We start from the raw sequence: 25707 nt of genomic DNA, 5'->3' as shown, positions 1-25707 counted from the left end.
TTCTTTGTTTTAACTCGAATCTTGAAGTGGAGGTATTACGGACTCATGCACAGTGATAAAAAAAGATTCTGATCACCATGATGGCGATCAGAATCTTTTTTCTATTCTAAATTCGCATGTTGCCCAAACATCCTACTTCCTTGTAATGTTTTTTTCTCCATTAAACTCAATACAAGGGAGTCGTAAAACAATAGTAATGCTTGTTCAAACAATGATCCCATCGGCTGAATCGTAATATCTTGGTTATCACCTTCAGCCTTTGCTTTCGCCGGAATCGTTACAGTCATATCTGCCACTTTACCAATACTGGATTCTGCTGATGTTGTAACGAGAAGCACTGTCGCTCCGACACTTCGCGCTTTTTCTACCATTGTAAGCAAACTGCCTGTTTCACCTGATCCAGAACCAACGATGAGTAGATCATTTTTTTCAATTGCAGGTGTAATGGTCTCTCCAACTACATAAACATTGTAGTTCATATGCATTAAGCGCATTGCAAATGATTTTCCCATAAATCCGGATCTACCAGTACCTGCAACAAATATTTTATTAGCTTCTATAATTGTCTCTACTATTTTTTCTGTATCTTGCTCTTTCATTTGATCAGCTGTACGCTGCAATTCTTCTACTACTTTGAGCATAAATGAAGTAGTTGCCATAATCAATCAACCCTTATGCCTTATTAATTACTTCTCTAATCTGACTAGCTGCAGACTTTTTATCATCCTGGCCAGCAATACCGCCACCAACAATTACAAGGTCTGGTTGTGATGCTACAACTTCTGGAATCGTCGCTAATTTAATTCCACCAGCAACAGCTGTCTTCGCATTATTTACAATACCTTTAATTGTTTCTAATTGCGCAAATGGATTCTCACCTTCCGCTTGCAGGTCATATCCTGTATGGACACAAATATAATCTACACCTAAGTTATCTACTTGTTTCGCTCTCTCTTCTAAATCTTTTACATTAATCATATCAACAAGAATTTTCGTACCATGTTTTTGTGCTTCTTCTACTGCACCTTTGATTGTAGAATCGTCCGTAGCTCCAAGTACTGTAACGATATCTGCACCAGCTTCTGAAGCTTTCATTACTTCATATCCACCAGCATCCATGATTTTCAAATCTGCCAATACTTTCAGATCAGGAAATGCTTCTTTCATTTCTTTTACAGCTCGAAGCCCTTCGTTAATGACAACAGGTGTACCAATTTCTACAATATCGATATGCTCTTCTACTTCACCTACTATTTCTTTCCCTTCAGGAATATTAACTAAATCTAATGCTAATTGAAGTTCCATTTCCTTCACTCCTCATTTCAAATTAATTACTTGTATTCATTGTAAAACGTTTTTAGCTGAAGTGTAAGTACGCACTTTTATTTCATATAGTTACAATAAAGTTACTTAGTATCTATCTTATTACATTTGTTTGATTTTACTCATTTTACTTACATCAATAGCTTTTGCTACCCTGTTTAAGATAGAAATAACATCGTCGGATACTACTATTTCATGAACAAAATAAACAAAACGAACAAATTAAATAATATACATTTTATTGTCATAACCTGTCACCTATTCTATCTCGCATGCTAGAATGTTAGATATCTTTACACTTCAAAGGTTTCTTTATTATCAAGGTGAAACTGAAAACGTTTCACTTTTTTGTTTCGGCGTTTGGACAGCAAAGGGGAGAAGTATATGTTGGGTATTATTGGATTTGCCACGATTATAACGATTGTTGTTTTACTTTTGAAAGGGAAAGTTTCACCAATTATTGCATTAGTACTCGTACCAATTCTAGGAGCACTTATTGCTGGTTTTAACTTTTCAGAGATAGGTATTTTCTTCAATGAAGGAATTGATAGAGTTATAAATGTAGTTATTATGTTCATTTTCGCCATACTTTATTTTGGAATCATGCAAGATGCAGGACTCTTTGATCCGTTAATAAACAAGATGATCACTCTTTCGAAAGGGAATGTTGTAGCAATAACAGTAGGAACTGTTACTATTGCTGCTATCGCTCACCTTGATGGTTCTGGTGCGTCCACTTTTTTGATTACGATTCCTGCATTATTACCATTATATAAGCGACTACAGATGAGTCCATACCTATTACTTTTGCTAGTGGGAACAAGTGCCAGTATTTTAAATATGCTACCATGGGCTGGCCCTTTAGGACGAACTGCTGCAACATTGGAAATAGCTCCAACAGATTTATGGAGACCATTAATTCCACTGCAAATCATTGCCTTTATATTATTAGTTGGAATGGCGGTTATTTTAGGTTTACGAGAGAAAAAACGCATCATGAAACGTTCAAGTGTAGAGAATACAGAATGTACAACAGAAGATATAGCAGAAACACCTAGCGATATCCATCAACCAGTAGCACGTAAAAATACTTTTTGGCTCAATATTTTATTAACATTAGGGATGATTGGGATGTTAGTTTGGGGAATCATTCCGGCTGGTTTTATCTTTATGATAGCCTTGAGTATTGCACTACTACTAAATTATCCTAAAGTAAATGATCAGATTAACCGGATAAAAGCACATGCTCCAAACGCCATGCTCATGGCAAGTATTATACTAGCAGCAGGATCCTTTCTTGGTATTTTGTCTGGAACTGGTATGTTAGATTCTATAGCTACTAATATGGTAACTATATTGCCAACTGGCATTATTCCCTATCTACATTTAATCATTGGGATATTTGGGGTTCCCTTTGAATTAATCCTTAACACGGATGCCTATTATTTTGCATTATTACCAGTAGCAGAACAAATCGTTACGAGTTATGGGGTAGACTCCTATTCTGCGGCGTATGCAATGATTATCGGAAATATTATTGGTACATTTGTAAGTCCATTCGCACCAGCCTTATGGTTAGCTCTTGGCTTAGCTGGTTGTGAAATGGGGAAACATATACGATATTCACTTGTCTGGGTCTGGGGATTTAGCTTAATGTTGTTAGCATCAGCTATTCTAATTGGTGTTATTTCCATTTAACAATAATTTTCTTAATATTTGCAATTATGCGCAAATATTAAGAAAATATCTATCCCTTTATATGTGAGCATGAGAGTATCGTTCTCTCTGCTCAGGCAACTAACTTATTCCGTTAAAAATCTGCTTAATTCGCCACATAACGGCGCTCAGGTCTTCCCACTTCACCGTAATGGAGCTCTGCTTTTACCCTTTTTAAGGAAACTAAATATTCTAGATAACGTCTTGCTGTAGATCGGCTAGCGCCAATTTGTCTACCTACTTCCACAGCTGTATAGCCCTCTTCATTACTTTCTTGTATAACCTCCATTACTTTCCTCATTGTTAACTTATCAATCCCCTTAGGTAACTTTTCATTTTTCTTTGTAGAAACGGGAGTGATCTTACGTAAATCATCCAATTCTTCTTGTGTCAATTCTTTTTTAGTTCCAAATAGTTTCTGTTTTTCTAGATAGCGTTCTAATGCCTGTTTAAGCCGTTCAAAATTAACAGGCTTAATTATATAATCGAAGATCCCAACACGGAAGATCTGTTCAATTGTCTCTGCTTCTTGTGCCGCTGTCACCATCATAATATCAACAGTCGGATACCTTTTACGGATTTCCCACATCAATGTCAATCCCTCTACATCAGGAATATACACATCTAATAATATCAAGTCAGGTAATGCTTGGTCATTTTCAAGCAAGGCAAGTGCTTCAGCTCCAGTATAAGCAACCCCGACAACTTCAAAACCTTTTACTTTTTCTACAAACTGCTTATTGATGTCTGCAACGCGGAAATCATCTTCCACAATCATCACTCTATATCTGTTTTTGCTCATGGTGATCCCCTTTCCACTATTTTTTTGGAAATGATACAATAAAGCAAGCACCACCCAATTCACTTGTTTCCAATGACAAACTTCCATCAAGTTGTTCAATTGTTTGTCGTACCAATACAAGCCCAATTCCTTGATGTGTTCCTGCTTTTGTTGTATAGCCTTTCGTGAAAATTTGTTGTTCATCTACTTTTGCAATACCAGGGCCACTATCATCAATTTCAAAAAGAATTTCCTCACCTATATCAGTAAAGAAAATGGAAACTTGCTTGTTATTATCCGAGTCTTGTAAGGCATCAAATGCATTCTCCAACATATTACCGACAATTGTGATGAATCCTTCTCTTTGCTCTTCTGTCAATTGCAATCGTAGTTCACTATTTTCCTGTATAGTCATCTGAATACCGAGTTCATGTGCACGATTCATTTTCCCTAATAAAACAGCACTCACATAGGAATCGCTAATTCGATGAATAAAAAAGTGGATCGATTCCTGTTGCTTTTTGCTTTCTTTATTTATGTAATCAATCGCTTCGTTTGTTTGATCTAATTGTAATAAACCTGATATAGTATTTAGTTTATTGGAAAATTCATGGGTTTGCACACGGAGTGCCTCCGCATATTGTTGTACCTTTGACAACTCTTCTGCAAGCTGTTCGATTTCTGTACGACTTCTAAAGGTTGATACTGCTCCTATTAATCTATTTTTATGATAAACTGGCACACTGTTTACAATAAAACTATCCTGTCCTATACGAAATTCTTCATTAAATTGGCTTTTTCCTGTTTTCAACACTTCAATAAGTGGGATATGTAGACTAAAGTCATCGATATGATAGCCAATATCAAGACCATTAAGCTTAACTACCTTTTTCGCTTCTTGATTGATCATGGTTACATAACCATCACAATTAACAGCAATGATAGCTTCATGGATAGATTGCAAAATAGCCTCTCTTTCTTGATATAGTTGACCAATTTCGTCAGGCTCCAAACCAAATATAGATTTTTTAACATGTAGTGAGATAAGCGTTGCACCAATAACACCTATTACTATACAAAGCAGTATGAAATACCATATTTCATTGACATAGCTGCCAATGGTCATATCAACATCATCAAGCAAAAATCCTACAGAAACAACGCCGATGATAGTACCATTAGTAGAAAAGACAGGCGTTTTTCCTCTAATAGAAGGCCCCAGAGTACCTGTTGCTTCGGAATAGTAAGACTCTCCTTGCTGTAAAGCACGTTCATTATCATCCCCCACCATTATTTCTCCAACTCGTTCTTCATGTGGATGGGAAAAACGTATCCCTTCCTTATTTCCGATTACGATAAATTCTGCTCCCGTTTCCTTTCGGATGGCTTCTGCAATGGGCTGGATTATTTTAGAGGGACTCTCCGTATGAAATGCTTCCTTTATTTCAGGCATTTGTGACACTGATTGCGCAACATTAAGTGCGCGTTGTCCTGTTTGTTCTGTAATGGTTGTTGAATACTTGGTATTCGTGTACATTCCGAGAAAAACTAACATAATCACCATTAATAAGCAAATGAAGATAATCATTTTACTTAATAATGTAAATCGATAAGATCCACCCATTTTTTTATGCATTAGTGTCATAGTTTCTCCATTTCTGTCACATTCTGATAGTACGACTATACAATTTCTTATTCCATTTAGGCAAACAAGGACTTGTCATTATTATGATACTAACAGCCTTATCTAGGCTATCCTGTATAGAAAGTAAGACTTCAATTAGTGGGAGTTTTTGACTCCCACTGATTGTTAGCGAAACTTATCAGGGAATTACCGTCCGTTTATCCCCCATCTTCGCTTCCTCGTTTTCACTCAAACCTTGAAGTGGGGGTTTTACGGACTCATGCACCTTATAAAAAAACCATATGCCATTAATCATGACACATGGTTTTATTGTTATTATGGTGAATCGTCTAATATCGTAATATCATCTCGATCTTTTAACGCGACTTCTTTATAACTCTTTCCCCATTCATTTAATAAATCAAGAATAGGCAACAAGGTTTCACCTTGTTCCGTTAAAGAATATTCCACTTTTGGCGGGACAACGGGATATATTTCTCGGTGGACGACTAAATCATCTTCCAATTCACGTAGTTGATTGGCTAGCATCCTTTGTGTAATTCCTGGTATTAATGACTTCAGCTCACTAAATCGCTTTGTGCCTTCTCTACCAAGATGCCATAAAATCAACATTTTCCATTTTCCTCCGATAACTGCAAGCGTCAATTCTTTCTCACAATTATACGTTTTTCCACATACATGTCCCATCGTATATCATCCTTTATTCAAAAATTATGGTAGATGACTGTTATTTTACGAGAGTTCCATCTATTTTCACCTATACTATATATAAAAACATAATTTCAAATCGATGTCACACGATTGGTTTATCAATCTTTCTCTTTACACAAAAAAGTGACTATGAACGCTCACTACTATAATAGAGTGATTTATCTTCCACACGATTGGTGATAACCGCTAGAAGTAGACCAAATAAGATAATTCCTGCCGCGGTGAAAGTAATACCTCGATAACTAATTCCGTTACTAAGGAGTAATGTACCAAGCATTGCTCCTAAACTATTCGCTAGATTGAATACAGCACCAGCGATGGTACCAGATAAAGCAGGTGCTTCTTTTGCTCCAAGTATTATCTTGGCATTTAATAATGGTGTCGTTCCAAATGTACCGATACCAAATAAAAATGCCATCACTAGTGCGAGTGATTTAACTGGAATAAGGAACGTGAATGCTGCTAAAACTACCGCAAGTAAACCTAAAGATTGCATCAGCCTCTTCGTCAACTGTTCAGGCGCGACACTTCCAGAAAGAAAATTCCCAAGTACTGCACCAATCCCAAAACATAACATAGCAACCGTTATTCCCGTTAAACCAAATCCAGTTATATCTCTTAGCATTGGCTCCTGAAAAGTATAAGCAGTAAACACACCTGAAAAACCGAAAACAATAATAGCCATTACCAACATAACACTTTTGTTCTTCACCATCTTCAATTCTTCTTTCAAAACGGGTGGTACGTCTGGTTTAATATTTGGTGTAGTGAAAAACATACCTATAAAAGCAATAATTCCAGAAAGTACAATAAACCAGAACACATAACGCCAGTGGAACATACCGCCTATAAACGAACCAAATGGTACACCTAGCATAACCGCAATCGTTAGACCACCTTGAACTAATGCTATTGCTTTCGTCCCTTTTGACTTTTCCGAAATCGAAATAGCTACTGTCATGGCAATGCCAAAAAACGGTGCATGCATCGCAGCGGAAAACAAACGGGATAGTAGTAACACTTCAAAATTTGGCGCTAATGCTGCCATCATGTTACTAATAATAAACAATGCCATTAAAGCTAATAATAATGGCTTAGGTGCTATTTTAATCGTTATAATTCTAAGTAGTGGCCCAAATACGGCTACACTAATCGCATATACGCTTAGTAATAAGCCTGTAGTGGACACCGCAACATCTAAATCTCTTGCAAATTGAGTTAATAAGCCAGTCACCACATACTCCGTCATTCCAATCGCAAAAGTCGATATCATAAAAAAGGTAATCGCTAATGACCTTTTCGACGTATTCATGTCATCCCCCCCAATTTTTTACCGAAATAATAATCTTAATCAATTATTTCTTTTGTGTCTAGTTCCTTTTAATGTATTGTACAATAAATTTACATAGAGGGAATCTTCTACTAATGATCAGCGAAACTTATCAGGAATTTAGCTTGCTTGAACATGATAAAAAACGCAGAATACTCTGCGCTTCTTTTTTTACTGCTCAATATATTCGTTTATTCCTTCTACAATAGCCTCTGCTACGTTTTGTTGAAAAGCATCCGTAAGCATTTCTTGCTCTTGTTCAGGATTAGTTAAATAACCAACTTCGATCAAAATAGCAGGCATATTTGTATCAGCTAATACGAAATAGTTAGCTTGCTTAACTCCTCTATCATCATATCCTGTTGCCTGTACTACATGGCGATGAATAATAGCTGCTAAGGATTCCGAATAATCGTTATAATAAAAAGTTTCTGTTCCAGTTATAGTTGGGGTATCATACGTATTAGCATGGATAGAAATAAATAAGTCTGCACCCAAATCATTGGCAATCATTGGCCTTTCTCTTGTTTCTGTCGAAAGGAACTGGTCTCCTTCACGAGTCATAAAAACCTCTAGCCTTGGATCCGTTTGCAATAATTCAACTATTTTATTTGACAGTGATAACGTAAAATCCTTCTCATATGATCCACTAGCACCGATTGCACCAGGATCATCCCCACCATGCCCCGGATCAATCACTACTTTCACATGCCCTCCACTGCTTACATCTACTTCACTACTAATAAGTGGTGAGTTCGCTTCACTTTTTTGCATTCCTTCGTCATCTATAAGCAATTCTTTAAAAGAAGCAATAATTACAAATACAACAAAAAACCAGAATAAAATCATTACTATTTTTTTCATCACAGATTCTCCTCTTTATCTTCAGTATCTTTTAGCTAGATTAATAGATTAAATGAAGATGATATAAAGATAAAGTGATGAGCAAATTTATATAAGAAATTTCTTTTTAAACTTACACATTCATTTGAACTTCAAATCTTTACCTCTTTTAACAGATACACTAGAGAAAAACCCCTCCACTTTTACAAGCAAAGGGATTTTCCTATTAATCTACTTTATTTTTACGTCGTACGATTAACATCATTGCTCCAACTAAAAGTACCATTAGACCAACCATTAACCAGTTATACGTTGGTGTAGCTGTATCTGGTAATTCATTACCTTTTTCGGATTGCTCCTTTTGCTTTGTCTCACTTTTCTTTTCTTTTTTGTCTTTCTTATCTTTCTTATCTTTCTTATCTTTCTTGTCTTTCTTGTCTTTCTTGTCTTTCTTATCTTCCTTATCTTTCTTATCTTCCTTATCTTTCTTATCTTCCTTATCTTTCTTGTCTTCCTTATCCTTCTTGTCTTCCTTATCTTTCTTCTCAGGCTTAGTAGGTACTGGTGATACTTTCTCTTCTGTCTCTAATACAGTGAAAATACTAAAGTGATTAGTTGTCGCAGTCACTACACCATCCTCGTATGCTCCACCAATCAGTTCCCATTCCCCTTGTTCATTTAAATAATATATAGCTAGATTATCTACATTATTCACTTCATCATGATTAACAGGAAAACTTAATGTAATCTCACCATCAAAATCTGAGATAATCTCATCACCATCAAAGATAGTTAAATCATATACAGCACTAATGGAATTGTCATGATCCACTTTTTCTAATTCAAGCGAAAATGTATCATTATCTTTGAATAAGTGTACAGGAATTTCTACTGTTAATTCCTCCGCCTTATTAACAGTAATTGTTGCATTCTTTTCTACTAAATTAGCAAACTGATCATTCGTTAGGTCCACTTTCACATTTCCCGCTATAGCTGAAAGATCAATAACAATTTTCCCATTCTCAGCCAATTTAGTGATAGACTCATCAGCAATTGTTACTTTATTATCAGAAACTGTGATAGAAGCTTCTACTTCTTCTAAACCTTCTTCCTCATTTCCTTCTTCTTGACCTGGTTCTTCTACTTCTTCTGCACCTTCTTCTTCCTCATTTCCTTCTTCTTGGCCTGGCTCTTCCACTTCTTCTGTACCTTCTTCTTCCTCATTTCCTTCTTCTTGGCCTGGCTCTTCTGTTTCTTCTGCACCTTCTCCTTCTTCATTTCCTTCTTCTTGGCCTGGCTCTTCTACTTCTTCTGTACCTTCTTCTTCATTTCCTTCTTCTTGGCCTGGCTCTTCTACTTCTTCTGTACCTTCTTCTTCCTCATTTCCTTCTTCTTGGCCTGGTCCTTCTACTTCTTCTGTACCTTCTTCTTCCTCATTTCCTTCTTCTTGGCCTGGCTCTTCTACTTCTTCTGTGCCTTTCCCTTCTTCATTTCCTTCTTCTTGACCTGGCTCTTCTACTTCTTCTGTACCTTCTTCTTCCTCATTTCCTTCTTCTTGGCCTGGCTCTTCTACTTCTTCTGAACCATCTTCTGCTTCATTTCCCTCTTCTGGGTTTGGTTCTTCGGCATCATCAATAAATTCAAATCCACTCGGTGATTTTAATCCAGGCTGACCGAAATATGCTTCTAAATCACCTGTGATTTCAATATATTTCCCTAGATTATCTGGAGTTTGTTCTAAACTTAATTCATTGCGAATTGTACCACTTGGTAGCTGAACAGGTAAAATCTTGTCCATATTACGTTCATCTGGAGAATCTGCTAGCATTAAATTCGTATTCGCAAAATCACCATCAAATTTACCTGTCATCGTGCCTACAATAAAACCTCTTACCGTTTCCGTTCCAGTATTATTAGCAATTGCTTGGGCAACTGTAAGGTATTCTGCATCTTCTTCCGTTTCTTTTTCACCTGGTACTACAATATCTTTTGCACCACGTGGCTTCAATTGAATGGTTCCATTAAACTGACTAGAGATACCTAAAATATTTACTACATCGCCCTCTTCAAACGCAAAATCACTAAATACTAATCCTGTACGATTATCTACACGTACCAAGACTGATTCGTCATCAACCGTTGCGACAAACTCAAATGTTCCATATTCGTTAACTTCATTAAATTCTGAAATAGTTGCTTCTTTAATCTGAACAAGCTCTGCTTCATTATCAGAACCTATTTCATTAGGCGTTACTTGTAACGGCGCAGGAACATCAGCCTCTGTTTGTTTTTCTAAATTGCTAATAGAGGAAATTTGTATTTCTCCATTATATACATCTTTTTCACCAGTTAATTGGACTACGTCACCTTCCTCAAGGTCTACATCATATTGGAATACATAAATTCCTGCTGTATCATCTTGAAGATAGAAACCTTTTCCTCCCCAATTACCAGTGTTTGATGTTACTACACCTTCTACGGTTACTTCTTGACCATTTTCAGCATTTCTAGCTTCACTAATTGACATTGATTCTGTTAAATCAGGCTCTTCTACTTCATCCACAAATTCATATTCACTTGCTGATTTTAAACCTGGCTGACTATAATACGCCTCTAAATCACCTGTAATTTGCACGTACTTACCTAAATGTTCAGGATTGTCTCGCAAATTCAACGCCGTACGAATTGAAGTATTTGGTAATTGAACAGGGATAATATTATCTAAATTTGTTTCTTCTGGTGAGTCTGCTAACATTAAATTTGTATGACTAAATTCTGCATCCTCTCCATCAAAGTTTCCATTTGTGCTACTCGTCATCGTACCTACAATATACCCTCGAACTGCTTTCGTCCCTGAATTATTCGCAATTGCTTCTGCAACGGTTAGAAATTCAGAAGCTTCTGGAATTTCCTCACCTTGAATGGTAATTCTTGAACCTTCTTCATAATCAATCGCTCCGTCATGGTTCTTCACATAGTCAACAACTGCTTCCCATACTGGACCATATTCATCACCACTAACTTCATCTCCAAGAATATAGTAATCACTGCCATGCATATAATCGTTATATGCAACTGTATATTCTTTGGATTCATCTAATGGTGTGCCATCCGGCAGTGTAATAATAACATCTACAAATTCACCATTTTCCCTAATTAGCTCATAATGTAATCCAGAAACTTGTAAATCTACACTTCCATGATAATTTGACTGTGTTAGTAACACTTCTTTTAATCTATCAACTGTTGTCTTCGCAACAACAACTTCATTTTCATATCCATCTAAATACTCGATTAGTCCATCAATAATATCACCAGATGGAATAGTTCCCTCAACAGATGAACCGTTTAACATAGCAAAATCTGCATCTGTCAAATCACGAACAGCATCCGTATATAAATTCCCTAATCCTGCGTCACCATATGCTTTGTTGTCGGCTGATAAGCCGTTTTCTGTATGACCAATGACTTCACCAACAAATGATGCATCTTGGTCTACTTCCATATCAATACGTTCATTATTAGAATAATTGAGTTTCTCACCGTTTTCTGTCAGATATTCAGCATAATGAATCATCGCATCTGTCATTGTTCCTGATAAAGCAGATAATACTTCACCATTGAACTGATAACCACTTCCACCAGTTCCGATATAATCCCCTACTGCAACGGTATATTCCTTATCATCTTCAACTGATTCACCGTCTACTACTAGTTCTATATCAACTAGCTGACCAATGTTATTTGTAACAATCGTGTAATGAAGTCCAGATGTTTGTAAATCAATACTGCTACGGCGATCATACGAATATTGAATGACCTCTTTCAATGCAGCGCCTGTCATTTTATATTCCATAATTTCATTCGCAAAAGGCTCAATCGTATAAATATCATTAACGGTTACTGGTCCGGCAGGAATATTCGCACGGATACCGCCATTATTAGTCAGTGCAACATCTGCATCAGTATGATGGCGCATCGCATCTGTCCAGAAATTACCTAATGACGTATCACGGTTACCGCTTCGATTTAATCCTGTATCGGTGGTACCTATTTCTCTAGACAGTAATTCATCCATTTCCTCTTTATATTCATCAACTTTAGCTTGGATAGCCGGATCAGTGTCCGTTAATCCACCAACTGATTGTAAAGAATAGTCTGAAAATTTAACTTCTTTTGTGGCAGGATCAAGTGTCAATGTAAAGTTACCTACATTTGCGGCATTTCCACCAGTTTGTACAATTGGTGTACCGTCAACTACTTTTTCACTTGATAACGTTGTATGTGAGTGTCCACCAATAATCACATCAAAAAAATCTACTTCTGATGCTAATTTTTGGTCCACATCATAACCCATATGTGTTAAGGCAATGAGAAAATCAACATCTAAACTTTCTAATTCCTCCTGATAATCTTTTGCCGTTTGAATCGGATCTTTGAAATCAATGCCTACTGTATTCGAAGGTGCAGTGGATGGCGGTGTTTCGATAACAGAAAATATCCCCACCTGAAAACCATTTACATCCAAAATTGTATATGGTTCTGGTTGTGGGAAGTCAACATTTGTCCCCTCACCAACTACTGTATTCGCACTTAACCAAGGAAAATTAGATTCCTCCATTCGTTGTACGGTTTCCTCTTGACCGTAATCAAAATCATGGTTTCCAATTGCCATTGCTTGTACGCCCATATCATTTAATAAATCTACAATCGGTTTACCATACTGTAAGTCTACAACAGGATTTCCACTAAAAATATCTCCCGCATCTATGTATATAGAATTCTCTGCTGCATCTCTTTCCGCTGCGATATATGCAGCTATCTTACCAAAATCATCAATTTTTGCATGTAAATCATTGGTATGTAGTACTTTTAGCTCGATAGTGTCTTGGTCATCTGTAGTTTCCGCAGATACTGGAACAACAAAACCAATCATTACAAACATAACTAGCGCAAATGTTACCATGGCTTTAAGCGCTTTCGGCATACGTTGTGTTTCAAGCATTCCAATTCCTCCCCATCATATTAATAGATTACAACTACATTATACATGAATAAGTCAGAATTTTTGTTAACTCTTTGTAAAGATGTTTTTTGTAGAAATAACACGATATAATAGAAAAAAATGCAAAGATTGGATGATATGGATGGATGTAATGGTCAACAATAAACAGATAACATTATTCAAAGGTGCCACATTAAAACATGCCTTATTAAAAACAGATGAGCAATTATATAAAAAGGTGTTAAATAATCAAGCTGTTATAAAGGATCAAGAAGGCAATCTTACCGATATTAATGGTGCCGTAGCTGAAGGATGGTCTTATTATGTAGAAAAGCAGGAGAAATAATATTCTCCTGCTTTCTTAAACATCTTTAAATCTTTTTTTTAGTCTTCGATAGGCAACTAATTCTATTCTTCTTCTAACAAAAAATGTTTTAAAATAAACCGCGAGTAAAATCGATAAAATCGCTACAGCATTAAAAATGGCGAATAGATTTTCATGCTGTTTAGCCCAATCCGACATGAAAACGATTATCGCATTCTCTCCTAGATTTACATATTTAAAGACAATAACTGTACAGAAGCCAATAAATACGACGTATAAAATAGTATCTAATAACATAAGTGCTAGATAAACTTTTTGCGTATGTAAATCAATATAACCTGATAGTTTTTTTAACGAAGGAAGTGGTTCTTTCCTTATGCGTGTTTGATGCTTTGGAAACAATCTTTTTAACAAGAAGATAAATATACTATTTCCTACATAAAACAGGAAAATCCCTCCTGCAAATAATATGGAATAAACAGCTATTAGTAGAGCAATTCCCCCTATCATGTCATCGGGATAAAGGCTTCCTATCAATGTCGCCACTAAATAAATCAAAGTAGATAATAAAAATCCTAAATATAACTTAGGTAACACTACATCCACCCTGCTCTTTACATATCTATTGATAATAAATATAAGGTTTAAAAGAATAAATAAACCTATGATCACTTGTGTCAGTAATAAATTCGTTTGTAAAAATAGGACAAGTGGTAGTACATACATGAATAAAGATAATACGAGTTCTATATTTGATAACTTGCTAATTTCCATTAAGTCATATTTTTTCATGAACTACCCTCTTTTCGAAAAATAGGTTGTCTTTATATTATACTAGAAAATCTAGTGAAATTCCTTAAGATCATTATAATTATTTTTCATGGTGCATGAGTCCGTAATACCCCCACTTCAAGATTCGAGTTAAAACGAGGAAGCTAAGTGAGGAGTAAACGGACGCTAACGCTCTGATAAGTTTCGCTAACAATCAGTGGAAGTCTCACTTTATCGTTTATTGACATTTGATTGATCGTTTGCTAGGATTTACTGACGACCGTTCGTTAGGAGGTGTTTTTAGTGTCTTACCAAACGATTAAACAAGAAGCACTTCATCTGTTTTCCATTCACGGATTTGAAGGCACATCACTTGCAGATATAGCTAATCGAGTGGGGATAAAAAAACAATCTATTTATACTCACTTTAAAGGAAAAGATGATTTATATATTCAAGTATTAAAAGATGCATTTATCGAAGAAATTAAGTTAGAAAAAATATATGTACAAGAACATTTTGAGCAAACATTAGATACATTTCTTTGGCAGTCATTACAAAACTTTATTAACAGGTTTCACAATGATGATCGGCTAAAGTTTTGGTTACGTAATACGTCTATTCCACCACAGCACTTACATGATGAAGTGATTACGTATTTGTATCAATATATTGACCAAGTGGACGAATTATATTTAGAACGAATTCAACATGCTTATAACACTGGAGAAATAACGCAAGATCCGTTCGTTGTCGGGATGGCTTTTTCTGCCTTGGTTGATTCAATTGGTGTTGAGTTAATCTATGGTGGTGAGACTCGAACGAAGCGGAAATTAAAAGCAGCTTGGCATATTTTTTGGCTCGGTATTAGTCATCTAGATAACGCGAGACTTTAATCAGTGGGAGTTTTACGGACTCATGCACCGAGATAAATCAGAAGCGCAGTAAGGAGGATTTCCATTGTATCATGCAGAAACATTAAGAGATAAAATGAAATTATTTTTAAAAATATTACTACCAATTATGGTAACACAGATCAGTTTATCAGCTATGAACTTTGTTGATACGATGATGTCTGGTCGAGTCGGTACAGACGACCTAGCTGGAGTTGCAATTGGTTCTAGTTTATGGTCTCCTATTTTCACTGGAATGAATGGGATTTTGCTTGCGATAACCCCTATTATTGCACAATTTATGGGGGCAAATGAACGTCATAAAATTCATCATGTCGTTACACAAGCAATTTTTCTAGCGGCTATGCTTGGAATTGGAATTATTGTGATTGGCTCATTTGCTCTGAATCCTATTTTAAACTTTATGAGCTTAGACGACAGTGTTCAATACATCGCATTTCATTATTTAGGTGGCTTAGCGATCGGTATTGTACCACTGTTCCTTTCCAACGTTATACGTAACTTCTTTGACGGCCAAGGATTTACTCGTATTACGATGATCATTACCGTTTTAGCTGTGCCTTTTAACGTATTATTGAATTATAGTTTAATTTTCGGACATTTTGGTTTACCTAGACTAGGTGGGATTGGTGCAGGTTATGCAACCGGAATTACGTTCTGGATTATTTTGATCGTTAGTATTATTATGACCTTCAAAGTAAAAGATGTGAAGGAATACTTCCTATTTGTAAAATGGGTAAAGCCTTCATTAAAAGCGTGGAAAGAACAGCTTGCTATCGGTATTCCAATTGGACTATCGATTTTCTTTGAAGCAAGTATCTTCTCTGTCGTAACATTGTTAATCGGAAATATGTTCTCGACCATTGTTATTGCTGCAAACCAGGTAGTTATCAGTTTTACTACCTTACTGTTTATGGTACCACTAAGTATCTCAATGGCTATTACAATCGTAGTCGGGTATTCAGTTGGTGGCAAGCGATTAGATGCAGCGAAACAATATTCTATTATCGGTGTATTAGGAGCGATTGGCTTCCTTGCATTAGGTTCTGTATTTATGTTCTTCTTCAGAGAACCTATTGCTTATCTATATACAACAGATCCAGCTGTAGTGCAAATGGCCGGACAGCTATTTATTATTGCGATCATGTATCAACTCTCTGATGCTGCACAAGCGAGTTTACAAGGGGTACTACGTGGTTACAAAGATGTAACGTTACCATTTTACATCGCTTTTGTTTCGTATTGGATAATTGGGATTCCATCAGGGTATCTACTCGCTGCCTATACAGACATTGGTCCTGCAGGCTTTTGGATCGGGATTTCACTTGGGCTAACAGGAGCTGCAGTTGGATTCTTTATTCGATTACGATTTGTTAATAGGAAAATGAAAGCTGCTGTAGCTCAATGAATGTAACAGAAGCCACAAATAAATTGTGGCTTCTGTTTTTTTGAAAATCCATTTATACGATACTCGCTTAGTAACACATGTTTTCCAATATATCTTTTGAGTCGCACTTTCCTTTTTTACTATGCTACACTCTTTTCATCAACCTCTATTTTCTGTTGTTTATTTTTTTGGGCTTTATGAAAGAAAAGGACCACTGTACCTATCGTTAAAAATATTCCTAGAATGAATGAAAGATTTAACTCTACGTTAAAACCAATCTTTGCATTAAGAATATAGACAAACACCATATACGTCATGAAGATTGCTGGCACTAACGATACGATATAGTTTTTTCTTTTTATAATTAAATACATAGTAGCAATCCATAGTGCAATAGCTGCGGTTGCTTGGTTAGCCCAAGAAAAATAGCGCCATAAAATATTGAAGTCAATTTTCGTTAATATATAACCAACAACAAATAATGGTATGGCAATGATTAAACGGTTGAATACTTTTCTTTGTCCTAAGCTAATATAATCAGCTATGATTGATCGTGCTGCACGAAAAGCTGTATCCCCAGATGTAATGGGTAAAACAATAACTCCTATCACTGCTACTGTTCCTGCAATTGCCCCTAATAATGTAACAGAAATATCACTAACTGCTGCAGATGCTGTACCTTCTGCAATAATTTGATTCAATGTTTGCCCATCAAACACACTCATGGCAGCCGCTGCCCAAATCATCGCAATGATACCTTCTGCAATCATCATACCGTAAAAAATATAACGACCTTGTGATTCTTTTTGTGTTGTTCTTGAAATAATTGGTGACTGTGTTGCATGAAAACCAGACAATGCACCACAAGTAATCGTAAAGAACAATAATGGGAAAATTGGTAAATTATCAGGATGTACATTTTGTACATTCATTTCAGGGATGCTATACCCTGAGAACATTAAAGCAATTCCTATAGATACCGTCCCAATTAATAAAATTGCTCCTAATACTGGATAAATCTTTCCAATAATTTGATTGACCGGAAGAATGGTAGATAGAAAGTAATATAGAAAAATAACTCCTACAATAATCCATAATGCCACTTTTCCGTCTAATAAAATCTCAATTAATGATGCAGGTGTCGTAACAAATACTGTACCAACTAGGACTAACAATAATAAAGAAAAGATATTAACCATATGTCGAGAGATATTCCCTAAAAACTTTCCAGCTAATGCAGGAATATGTGCCCCCTTATTTCGAATCGATATCATTCCAGTTAAATAATCATGTACAGCTCCAGCAAATATGGAACCGATTACAATCCAAAGAAATGCAACTGGTCCATATAACGCCCCCATGATCGGACCGAAGATTGGGCCAGTACCAGCAATGTTCAATAATTGAATCATTGCATTTCTTTGCTTGTGCATCGGTACATAGTCTACTCCGTCATTGATCGACTTTGCTGGTGTGTCCCTATTATCTTTAGGACCAAATAATCTTTCAATAAATTTCCCATACGTGAAGTAACCAATAATTAATAGAAGTATAGATAGTAAAAAAGTAACCATAGTCAAGTACCCCTTCCCTAAATAAAGAAAACGCTTTCTAATTCTATTTTACATGTTTTGTAAATGAATTCAAGTAGTGTCGTAGGAAAAATTCCACTTGTATGAAGACGGGTAGCCCTATTTTCTGACTTCATTTTTCTAATCGAATAGTAGCCCGTGGACAACGTTTTTTTAACTCTGTAATAAATAGCTGCTTATCTGCAGGGGATATTTTCACACTACCAAATACGCCAGATTGATAGAAAATTTCTATCGCATCTTTTGAAGTTAGAATCCTATAGCCGGTAAAAATATCCGTTGTCTGGTTCACTCTCGTTATTTCTTCATAAGGAATGCGACTTCTGAAAAATCCGCCTTTTACGACTAAATGTTGTTGCTTGAAGACGTATTTAGTCGTAAAAATTGGCCACAGAATAAAAGCTATCACGACAATAAGTATAGATAGTAGTGCACTTATCTCGACAAAGCTGAGCTTATCGTCCACAAACAACGGAAACAAAACAGCGATACCGAGAATCACTAAAATGATAGAAATAAATTTAACAAAATAAGCATCAATCTTGGAACGAAAGACCACTTATATCACCTCACAGATTATTTATCTTCTACATCCACTAAAATATATTTCTGTTCAAATCCGCCTCTGTCGTTATACTTCTGTTTTCGTATATCGTCTAATTCTTCATTCGTACTATTATGTAAGGCAGATAACGCATAGATTACTTCTAATAAGTCAGCTAATTCTGCTAATGCTTCCTTATCATTATTGGCATTTACGTACTCATCCCACTCCTCTTGAAACTTTTCTTTTAGCGCAAAAGCATATTGTTTATCCTCATTTAATCGCTTCAAGTTATACGCTAACCCCTTATTGTTCAAGATGTCAGGGATTTTATCTCTTACTAATTTATTATATGTTGGCATAAAGGTACCTCGCTTTTTTAAACTTATTGGTGGAAGACAAATTATTGTTCTAATGATACTGATTTCCTCCACGTAGGTATGAAAAATTTAATGTTTATGATACTCAAAATTGCAATACTGAAAAGTAATGTAATGAGGGTATTGAGATTTTTTTCAAAAGGCAATATTTCAGAGAAAAAATAAGAGAAAACAAATAACAAATCAAACCATATAATTTTTTTGGAACCAGCTTTTCGATTAAAATAATCACTTGATGCCATGAATGTTAGGACTACACCAATTAAAAATAGGCCTCCCCACCAAACATGTAAATACCAACTAGGGAGTTGATAGGAAGCTGGATCAGAATAGGCACCGATGTAACCTAAAAAACCGACCAGCATAAGGATTCGACCAAAGGCAGCTGCCATTTGCATTTTTATATCTTTTTTATTTTGTTCCGTTCGAGTTTCTATGCCTTTTTGTTCAGGAGAAACTAATTCTTTAATATCACAATCAAATAATTCAGCCAATTTTATTAGATTACTCGTTGATGGTTCAGATTGATTTGTTTCCCATTTCGATACTGCCTGCCGACTAATGCCTAACTGTTCAGCTACATATTCTTGCGATAACTTTAAAGATTTTCTTTTATTGCTAATATTAGCACCTAATGACATAATACAACGCTCCTTTTTCGATATGGTTACTGTCATCCTATCGTTTTTGCTGGTTGCGCACCACCAACCTTTCGGCAACTATTGGTTGCAACTACTTAATTGAAGACATCTATCGCTCACTTAGCTTATTTCTATTCAAACGGTTCATTCTATGAATCTCCTATCGGCTGTATCTATTTATTTCCAACACTACAATTTTTCTTTACACATTATCACCTAATATGGTTTAATACCATTATAGATAGTAATCATTTCGTTTTATGGACGAACAATGGAGGATTGTGCTATGAACGAGTTGCTATATCAATATGCACGCAATAAATCACTAAAAGAATTGTCAATAGCTGATCAACGGCTATATACATATGTAGAAGCAAAAGAAGTAATATTAACGAAAAAAGCAGTAACAGAACAGCAGTTATATGATCTTTTCTTTGAAAAATCACCTATTTTGGAAGCAGCTAAAGCATTTGATTTAGCTCCAAAAAAAGTGTATGACACGGTACAACGAATCGAACTATACTTAGAAAATCGAATGCAGTATTATGCAAATACACTTCAATTTGTCGATGTGACTGATTTATTCGAATTAAATGGGCTAGTTGTAGACAATCAGCAAGTGAGACATTATTTGTTGCCTAATAGCTAAATACGTATTAATTTTGGTAGCAAGTCTCATATTCATCTTTCATTAACAAACTTTTACAAGCCAAACCATTGTCGTGATAAATTTCTTTATCTACTTCTAAATCGATACTTCGGTTGGAATCTGGATATGCAGGTTCGACATTTTGAATGGAAAGTGTATCTTCATCCTTCCATTCCATCGAAAACTCACTTTTGGCATCACTATAATAAACAATTTGCACGTGATCTTTCTCATGATTGTTTGTAATTTCAACCCATACATTCACACCGCCTGCTGCACCACCATATAGTTCATAATGAGCATTGGCTGTATAGTCTCCAGTCGGGGATTCTATAGGTCCAGGTCCCTCTTGGGTAGACTGTCTATCAATTTCATTAAATGTAAAAAAGTACGATTCATACACATAGATCGAAGATACGAAAACAACTCCAAACAAGGTGACAATCAGTAATTTTTTCGGAAAGCGTTTCTTATTTATGAAAAATATGATTACTCTGACACTTAAAACGAGCAATAATATAACGGTGATAAAAAATAGTAAGAGACCTAATATGTTTACCATCCCAATCCCCTCTGCCCTATATTTTGTTCTCGCCACAAAGGCATTTCCATTTCTCTTTCTATTATATCAATAGTCATTATAATTGCTACAATCTACAGCCTTCTATTAAAAGGATGGTTCCCTTCGATAAAGCAGGGAACCTATTCGTTTAAAAGTCTATCTATTTTTGTATCATCCTCTAAAGCTTCTTCTATTAACTGTTCTAACTTATCTTCGTTGTCTATTTCACTCAGTTCTACGCCATACCATTCTTGTAAATCTGCTCTCATTATTTTATACGATTCCATACCATCTATCGTTTCAAAATGAAAGGTTACCCAGTCTACATTTTGGATCAATGTGAAAAGGTATGAGGCATTATAAATAACGGTTTCTTTATCATTTAATTCTGCTTCTTCCCAATCATAGTTTACCATTATCCCATATGGCTCTTCTTTCGTTTCGAGTTCGATTCCCTTAAAATAATCGGCCCCCTGTAACTGAACAACCGTATTAACTACTGCACTGTTATCCCCTACATATGAATCCTTATATTGAAATAAATCAACATTAGCATTATTTGCATCTGCATTACAACCGCTTAGCAAGACCATCATCAATAGGGAAAATAACATGAATGTAAGTATTTGTCGCAATTTTATTGCCTCCTGTTTTAGTATTAACTATGTGTTCTCATCTTCCACTCTTGCATCCATCAATTACTTTACGCTACTAGATATAAACATGGAAGCATCTTGGTTCATAAAGATACGATGCCCATGATAAAATGTCTTTATTTCATTTGACTTAAATCCAGCTTCGTACAACCTTTTTTTCAACTCTTCATGTGAGAAACCGTTATGAACTTTTGGATGGTTTATCTCATCATTTTTGTCAAAGTCAATAATAATTAACTTACCACCATTATTTAAAACGTTAAACAACTCTTGTAAAATCTTTTTTGTATCTGGAATATGAAGAAGAACTAATGACATTACAATGATGTCTGCCTTACATTCAGGAGATTCTTGAGTAAAATCTGAACAAAATACTTTTGTGTTGGTAATTCGCCTTTGATCAATCTTGGTTTTCGCAACCTCCAACATTTCATTCGAGGAATCTACCAGCAAAATAGAATCAACTAAATCTGTTAACTCTAAACTAATTAAACCCGTACCGCTCCCATAATCTAACAACGATTTTTCCTGACTATTTTGTAATTCAGATCGTACTTCCCTAACAATAATCTTGGCTAGCTCGATTCTTTCCTCTGTATCATATCTTTTTGCCAGTTTTTCAAAAACATTTTCCTCCATGGATTACTCTCCTATCTAATAAAAATTAAAATTGCTTCATAATACTCACTAAAAAAGATACAAATCGCACAAGTACCATTTGTATCTTTTTTCATTGGCTAGCCCTATTATCACCTAATTTTAGAATAATACCATTTTATAGCGTCGTGATAATCGGGCCTTCTTTAGTTAAAATAACAGTATGTTCATATTGAGCGACAAAACTTTCATCTGCTAGTAACGTCCAGTCATCATCGGCAGATTGAGAAACTTCCTCTTCGTATGTTGAAATAAATGGTTCGAAGGCAATAACCATACCATCTTTTAAGATTTCATCATCCCAAGGAGTATCATAACTAAACACATGGTCTGGTGCTTCGTGAATAGAACGGCCAATACCGTGTCCAGTTAAATTTTTTATAACGGTTAATCCATTCTTTTTCGCCACATTATGTGCAGCTTTTCCAAGTTCGCTTTTTTTCGCACCTGGCATTGCTTTTTCCATCCCTGCATCAAAGGCTGCTTTCGCGACATCACAGATTTTCTGTAATATTTCATCCGCTTCACCGACTACAAAGGAAACCCCTGTATCAGCAAAATAACCATTTTTCGAACCGGAAACATCTATATTCACAATATCTCCTTCTTGAATCATTCGGTCTCCAGGAATCCCATGTGCCACTTCTTCATTTACACTAATACATGTATATCCAGGAAAATCGTATTCGCCTTTTGGTGCTGACTCTGCACCAGCTTTGGCGAACAGCTCTCCACCAATTTCATCAAGTTCTTTCGTCGTAATTCCTGGTTTCGTATTTTTGACCAGTTCGTCTCGAATTGATCCACAAATCTTCCCTATTTCTTTCAATCCATTAAAATCTTCAGCAGTTTTTGCAATCATCGTATATCCTCACTTTTTTAGATAATTTATCACGGTGCAAACGTCCGTAATCCCCCCTCTTCAAGGTTCGAGTTTAAACAAAGAAGTTGAGTGGGGATAAACGGACGCTAACGCCCTGATAAGTTTTGCTAACAATCAGTGGTAGAAAAAACTCCCACTGATTGAAGTCTCACTTTATCATTATTATTCTCTTTAAAGATTATTTTCAGCCATCCTTTAGTATAGCATATTAAAGAAAAATCCCGATAGTTCTCACTACCAGGATTTTTTGTTTGTTTATATTTAGATTCGCCTACTGTTTTGTGTTATTGCGCTTTTTCTTTATCCAACTCACCTATAAATTTAGTTATTTTTCTAAAAGGTAACCCCACCATAGATTTACTCTCAATCCGCTCGTACCAACCTATTAAAACATGTTATAATGAAATCACATGATATAAGGAGATGCTTCCAAATGTCAGAACAATTATTAACGCAAATTCTAAGCGAAATGCAAAATATGAATCGAGATGTTACTAGTATTAAAGAGGAACAATTTAAAACAAATGAACGGCTTGAGCAAATGGAAGACCGTTTCAATCTCATTGACACTCGCCTAGACAAAATGGATGAGAAGTTCGTTAAAATCGATGAGCGTTTCTACCTTATTGATCAGAAATTCGACAAAATCGACGAGCGCTTCGATCTTATTGATCAGAAATTCGTTAAAATCGATGAGCGCTTCTACCTTATTGAGAATCAACTTGTTCAAATAAATGATCGCTTAACTCAACTAGAATACAAAACAGATACTATCCAAGAACAAACAGCTCATTTAAGTGAATATCATGTAGAGACTACTTCACGATTAAATAGTATCGCATCTAATGATAATGTTGGTTATCTAAAAGAAATGGTTTTTAAGCATGATCAAGAAATATATAGGTTAAAAACATATCTCTTTCAAACAGATTCTGACTTCGATAATCACGATAGATAAAGGGAGACTTCAATAATAGGCTACCGCTCAAAATCGGTAGCCTTTCTCTTCCACTTATATTAATTTTACTAACGTTCGTCCAGTTACTTGTCCTTGTAATAAGGTTGGAAGAACAGATGGTAACTGTTCCAAAGTGATTTCTTGTGAAACAAATGCTTCAAAATCAGCTAGTTTGAAATCTGTTGCTAGACGCTGCCAAGTTTTTAAACGTGTTTCCATCGGACAATACACAGAATCGATTCCTAGTAAATTAACTCCCCGTATAATAAATGGATAAACAGTAGTAGGTACTTCATTCCCTCCTGTTAATCCACTTACTGCAACCGATCCACCGTATCCAATTTGGCTCATCAGACTTGCTAATGGTGCCCCACCAACTGGGTCAACCGCTGCTGCCCATTTTTGTTTGCCAAGCGCATGTACTTTCCCGTCATATACTTCATCACGTGAAACGATCGAATCTGCTCCAAGTTGGCGCAAATATTCATGAGAAGATTCTTTCCCTGTGCTGGCTTCAACTTGATATCCTAAAGCAGAAAGAATTGCTACAGCAAAGCTTCCAACACCACCTGTTGCTCCAGTAACTAATACTTTTCCATTGTTAGGAGTAAGGTTATTTTCCTCTAGACGTTGAACAGATAAGGCTGCAGTAAAACCAGCTGTTCCGATAATCATCGCTTCTCTTAATGTAAGTCCCTCAGGAAGTGGCACTACCCATTTTGATGGTATACGGGCATATTCACTATATCCTCCAAAGTGGGAAACACCAATTTCATAACTTGTCGCAATAACCTGATCCCCTTCTTGAAAGTTCGGATCATCAGATGATACAACAACACCTGCTAAATCGATCCCTGGTACCATTGGATAATTTCTCACTATATTACCATTCGGAATCGTTGCAAGACTGTCTTTATAATTAATCCCAGAATAGTGAACTTGAATAAGCACTTCACCTTCTGGCAACTGGTTAACGTTCAATTCTTTTGTTTCAACAGAAAAGGTATCTTCTTGTTTATTAACTACTAATGCTTGGAATGTCTCTGACATTTTTAGTCCTCCTTCGATATATCCACAGTTATTGTTCTTCTAGTTTAACAAATGATACAAATATTCTCTCTTGAACTGCTCAACTGTCATTTAATATTGTTTGCTATATGTATAATAGGATTTATCTTCGTTACGTCCAATAAATGCCAACACCCTGCTTCTGTCATTGTATAGATTCTATCCATTTGATGAGATATGATTTCTGTTAGGAGTTTAAGACATATGAAGAATGTAGAAGCATTTACGAGAAATTTAAAATTTATCTCTCATCAAATCATTACGCTGAGGTGGATTCAACACTTTTGATTCATTTAGAAGTATAGATATCAAATAGTTGTTTAACTCAACCTTTACAGTACAATAAGCACTTTGTCAATTGGTGAAAA

The 25707-nt window shown here is 35.7% G+C and carries 24 protein-coding genes; 6 read left to right on the top strand and 18 right to left on the bottom strand.

The genetic code is table 11. The annotated features are described in order from the left end of the window. Positions 1–101: 101 nt before the first annotated feature. Positions 102–659, bottom strand: coding sequence for a 6-phospho-3-hexuloisomerase (hxlB, locus tag SH601_RS00185; protein WP_319956193.1), 558 nt, complete (start codon positions 657–659; stop codon positions 102–104). A gap of 13 nt (positions 660–672) precedes the next feature. Then, a complete protein-coding gene (gene hxlA, locus SH601_RS00180; protein WP_319956192.1) occupies positions 673–1305 on the bottom strand; it encodes a 3-hexulose-6-phosphate synthase in 633 nt (210 codons plus the stop codon). A gap of 402 nt (positions 1306–1707) precedes the next feature. On the opposite strand from hxlA, the gene SH601_RS00175 reads away from it, so the two are divergent. After that, positions 1708–3021 carry a CitMHS family transporter gene (locus tag SH601_RS00175; RefSeq protein WP_319956191.1) on the top strand — a complete coding sequence of 438 codons (1314 nt, stop codon included), beginning with the start codon at positions 1708–1710 and terminating at the stop codon, positions 3019–3021. Positions 3022–3145: 124 nt separating this feature from the next. On the opposite strand, the gene SH601_RS00170 is transcribed toward SH601_RS00175, so the two are convergent. The 6 genes from SH601_RS00170 to SH601_RS00145 all read right to left on the bottom strand — a co-directional run bounded on the left by SH601_RS00170 (position 3146) and on the right by SH601_RS00145 (position 13354). Beyond that, positions 3146–3841, bottom strand: coding sequence for a response regulator (locus tag SH601_RS00170; protein WP_319956190.1), 696 nt, complete (start codon positions 3839–3841; stop codon positions 3146–3148). 16 nt (positions 3842–3857) lie between these two features. Continuing rightward, positions 3858–5456 carry a sensor histidine kinase gene (locus SH601_RS00165; protein ID WP_319956189.1) on the bottom strand — a complete coding sequence of 533 codons (1599 nt, stop codon included), beginning with the start codon at positions 5454–5456 and terminating at the stop codon, positions 3858–3860. Between the two features lie 324 nt (positions 5457–5780). Beyond that, positions 5781–6152: a transcriptional activator HxlR gene (hxlR, locus tag SH601_RS00160; protein ID WP_319956188.1), complete on the bottom strand. Its 372-nt coding sequence runs from the start codon at positions 6150–6152 to the stop codon at positions 5781–5783. Positions 6153–6303: 151 nt separating this feature from the next. Then, a complete protein-coding gene (locus tag SH601_RS00155) occupies positions 6304–7488 on the bottom strand; it encodes an MFS transporter (protein ID WP_319956187.1) in 1185 nt (394 codons plus the stop codon). Between the two features lie 189 nt (positions 7489–7677). After that, positions 7678–8370, bottom strand: coding sequence for an N-acetylmuramoyl-L-alanine amidase family protein (locus SH601_RS00150; protein ID WP_319956186.1), 693 nt, complete (start codon positions 8368–8370; stop codon positions 7678–7680). A gap of 205 nt (positions 8371–8575) precedes the next feature. Then, positions 8576–13354, bottom strand: coding sequence for a 5'-nucleotidase C-terminal domain-containing protein (locus tag SH601_RS00145; RefSeq protein WP_319956185.1), 4779 nt, complete (start codon positions 13352–13354; stop codon positions 8576–8578). A 142-nt stretch (positions 13355–13496) separates the two neighbouring features. On the opposite strand from SH601_RS00145, the gene SH601_RS00140 reads away from it, so the two are divergent. Then, complete coding sequence (locus SH601_RS00140; protein ID WP_319956184.1) at positions 13497–13700, top strand: hypothetical protein; 204 nt, start codon at positions 13497–13499, stop codon at positions 13698–13700. A 15-nt stretch (positions 13701–13715) separates the two neighbouring features. On the opposite strand, the gene SH601_RS00135 is transcribed toward SH601_RS00140, so the two are convergent. Beyond that, positions 13716–14471: a hypothetical protein gene (locus SH601_RS00135; RefSeq protein ID WP_319956183.1), complete on the bottom strand. Its 756-nt coding sequence runs from the start codon at positions 14469–14471 to the stop codon at positions 13716–13718. 282 nt (positions 14472–14753) lie between these two features. Between SH601_RS00135 and SH601_RS00130 the strand changes: the two genes are divergently transcribed. Together SH601_RS00130 and SH601_RS00125 are read left to right on the top strand one after the other, a co-directional pair. Further along, positions 14754–15344: a TetR/AcrR family transcriptional regulator gene (locus SH601_RS00130; RefSeq protein ID WP_319956182.1), complete on the top strand. Its 591-nt coding sequence runs from the start codon at positions 14754–14756 to the stop codon at positions 15342–15344. 64 nt (positions 15345–15408) lie between these two features. Next, entirely contained in the window at positions 15409–16770 is a 1362-nt protein-coding gene (locus SH601_RS00125) for an MATE family efflux transporter (protein ID WP_319956181.1), read from the top strand. A gap of 119 nt (positions 16771–16889) precedes the next feature. Here the strand turns inward: SH601_RS00125 and SH601_RS00120 are convergent, their stop codons facing one another. From SH601_RS00120 to SH601_RS00105, 4 genes are all read right to left on the bottom strand, one after another. Continuing rightward, complete coding sequence (locus SH601_RS00120; protein WP_319956180.1) at positions 16890–18323, bottom strand: carbon starvation CstA family protein; 1434 nt, start codon at positions 18321–18323, stop codon at positions 16890–16892. 130 nt (positions 18324–18453) lie between these two features. After that, entirely contained in the window at positions 18454–18900 is a 447-nt protein-coding gene (locus SH601_RS00115) for a PH domain-containing protein (protein ID WP_319956179.1), read from the bottom strand. Between the two features lie 17 nt (positions 18901–18917). Beyond that, the gene (locus SH601_RS00110) at positions 18918–19247 is read right to left on the bottom strand and encodes a nucleoside triphosphate pyrophosphohydrolase (protein WP_319956178.1); all 330 of its coding nucleotides are present in this window, start codon (positions 19245–19247) and stop codon (positions 18918–18920) included. A 41-nt stretch (positions 19248–19288) separates the two neighbouring features. Next, positions 19289–19906 (bottom strand): helix-turn-helix domain-containing protein, encoded by a 618-nt coding sequence (locus tag SH601_RS00105; protein WP_319956177.1) that lies wholly within the window; start codon positions 19904–19906, stop codon positions 19289–19291. 286 nt (positions 19907–20192) lie between these two features. Here SH601_RS00105 and SH601_RS00100 point away from each other — a divergent pair, with 286 nt between their 5' ends. Next, on the top strand, positions 20193–20555 hold the full coding sequence (locus SH601_RS00100) for a hypothetical protein (RefSeq protein ID WP_319956176.1): 363 nt from the start codon (positions 20193–20195) through the stop codon (positions 20553–20555). 7 nt (positions 20556–20562) lie between these two features. Here the strand turns inward: SH601_RS00100 and SH601_RS00095 are convergent, their stop codons facing one another. From SH601_RS00095 to map, 4 genes are all read right to left on the bottom strand, one after another. Further along, positions 20563–21117, bottom strand: a complete 555-nt coding sequence (locus SH601_RS00095; RefSeq protein ID WP_319956175.1) for a DUF5412 family protein — start codon at positions 21115–21117, stop codon at positions 20563–20565. Positions 21118–21257: 140 nt separating this feature from the next. After that, positions 21258–21752, bottom strand: a complete 495-nt coding sequence (locus tag SH601_RS00090) for a DUF4825 domain-containing protein (protein ID WP_319956174.1) — start codon at positions 21750–21752, stop codon at positions 21258–21260. Between the two features lie 63 nt (positions 21753–21815). Continuing rightward, positions 21816–22412: a class I SAM-dependent methyltransferase gene (locus tag SH601_RS00085; protein ID WP_319956173.1), complete on the bottom strand. Its 597-nt coding sequence runs from the start codon at positions 22410–22412 to the stop codon at positions 21816–21818. 136 nt (positions 22413–22548) lie between these two features. Further along, a complete protein-coding gene (map, locus tag SH601_RS00080; protein WP_319956172.1) occupies positions 22549–23292 on the bottom strand; it encodes a type I methionyl aminopeptidase in 744 nt (247 codons plus the stop codon). Positions 23293–23746: 454 nt separating this feature from the next. On the opposite strand from map, the gene SH601_RS00075 reads away from it, so the two are divergent. After that, entirely contained in the window at positions 23747–24271 is a 525-nt protein-coding gene (locus SH601_RS00075) for a hypothetical protein (protein WP_319956171.1), read from the top strand. A gap of 54 nt (positions 24272–24325) precedes the next feature. Here the strand turns inward: SH601_RS00075 and SH601_RS00070 are convergent, their stop codons facing one another. Beyond that, complete coding sequence (locus tag SH601_RS00070) at positions 24326–25321, bottom strand: NADPH:quinone oxidoreductase family protein (RefSeq protein ID WP_319956170.1); 996 nt, start codon at positions 25319–25321, stop codon at positions 24326–24328. Positions 25322–25707 lie beyond the last annotated feature (386 nt).

It is taken from the genome of Gracilibacillus pellucidus (genome assembly GCF_033949965.1).
Taxonomy (GTDB): Bacteria; Bacillota; Bacilli; order Bacillales; family Amphibacillaceae; genus Gracilibacillus; species Gracilibacillus pellucidus.
The sequence above is the reverse complement of the archived record's forward strand: the minus strand, read 5'-3'. Positions and strand labels throughout refer to the sequence as shown.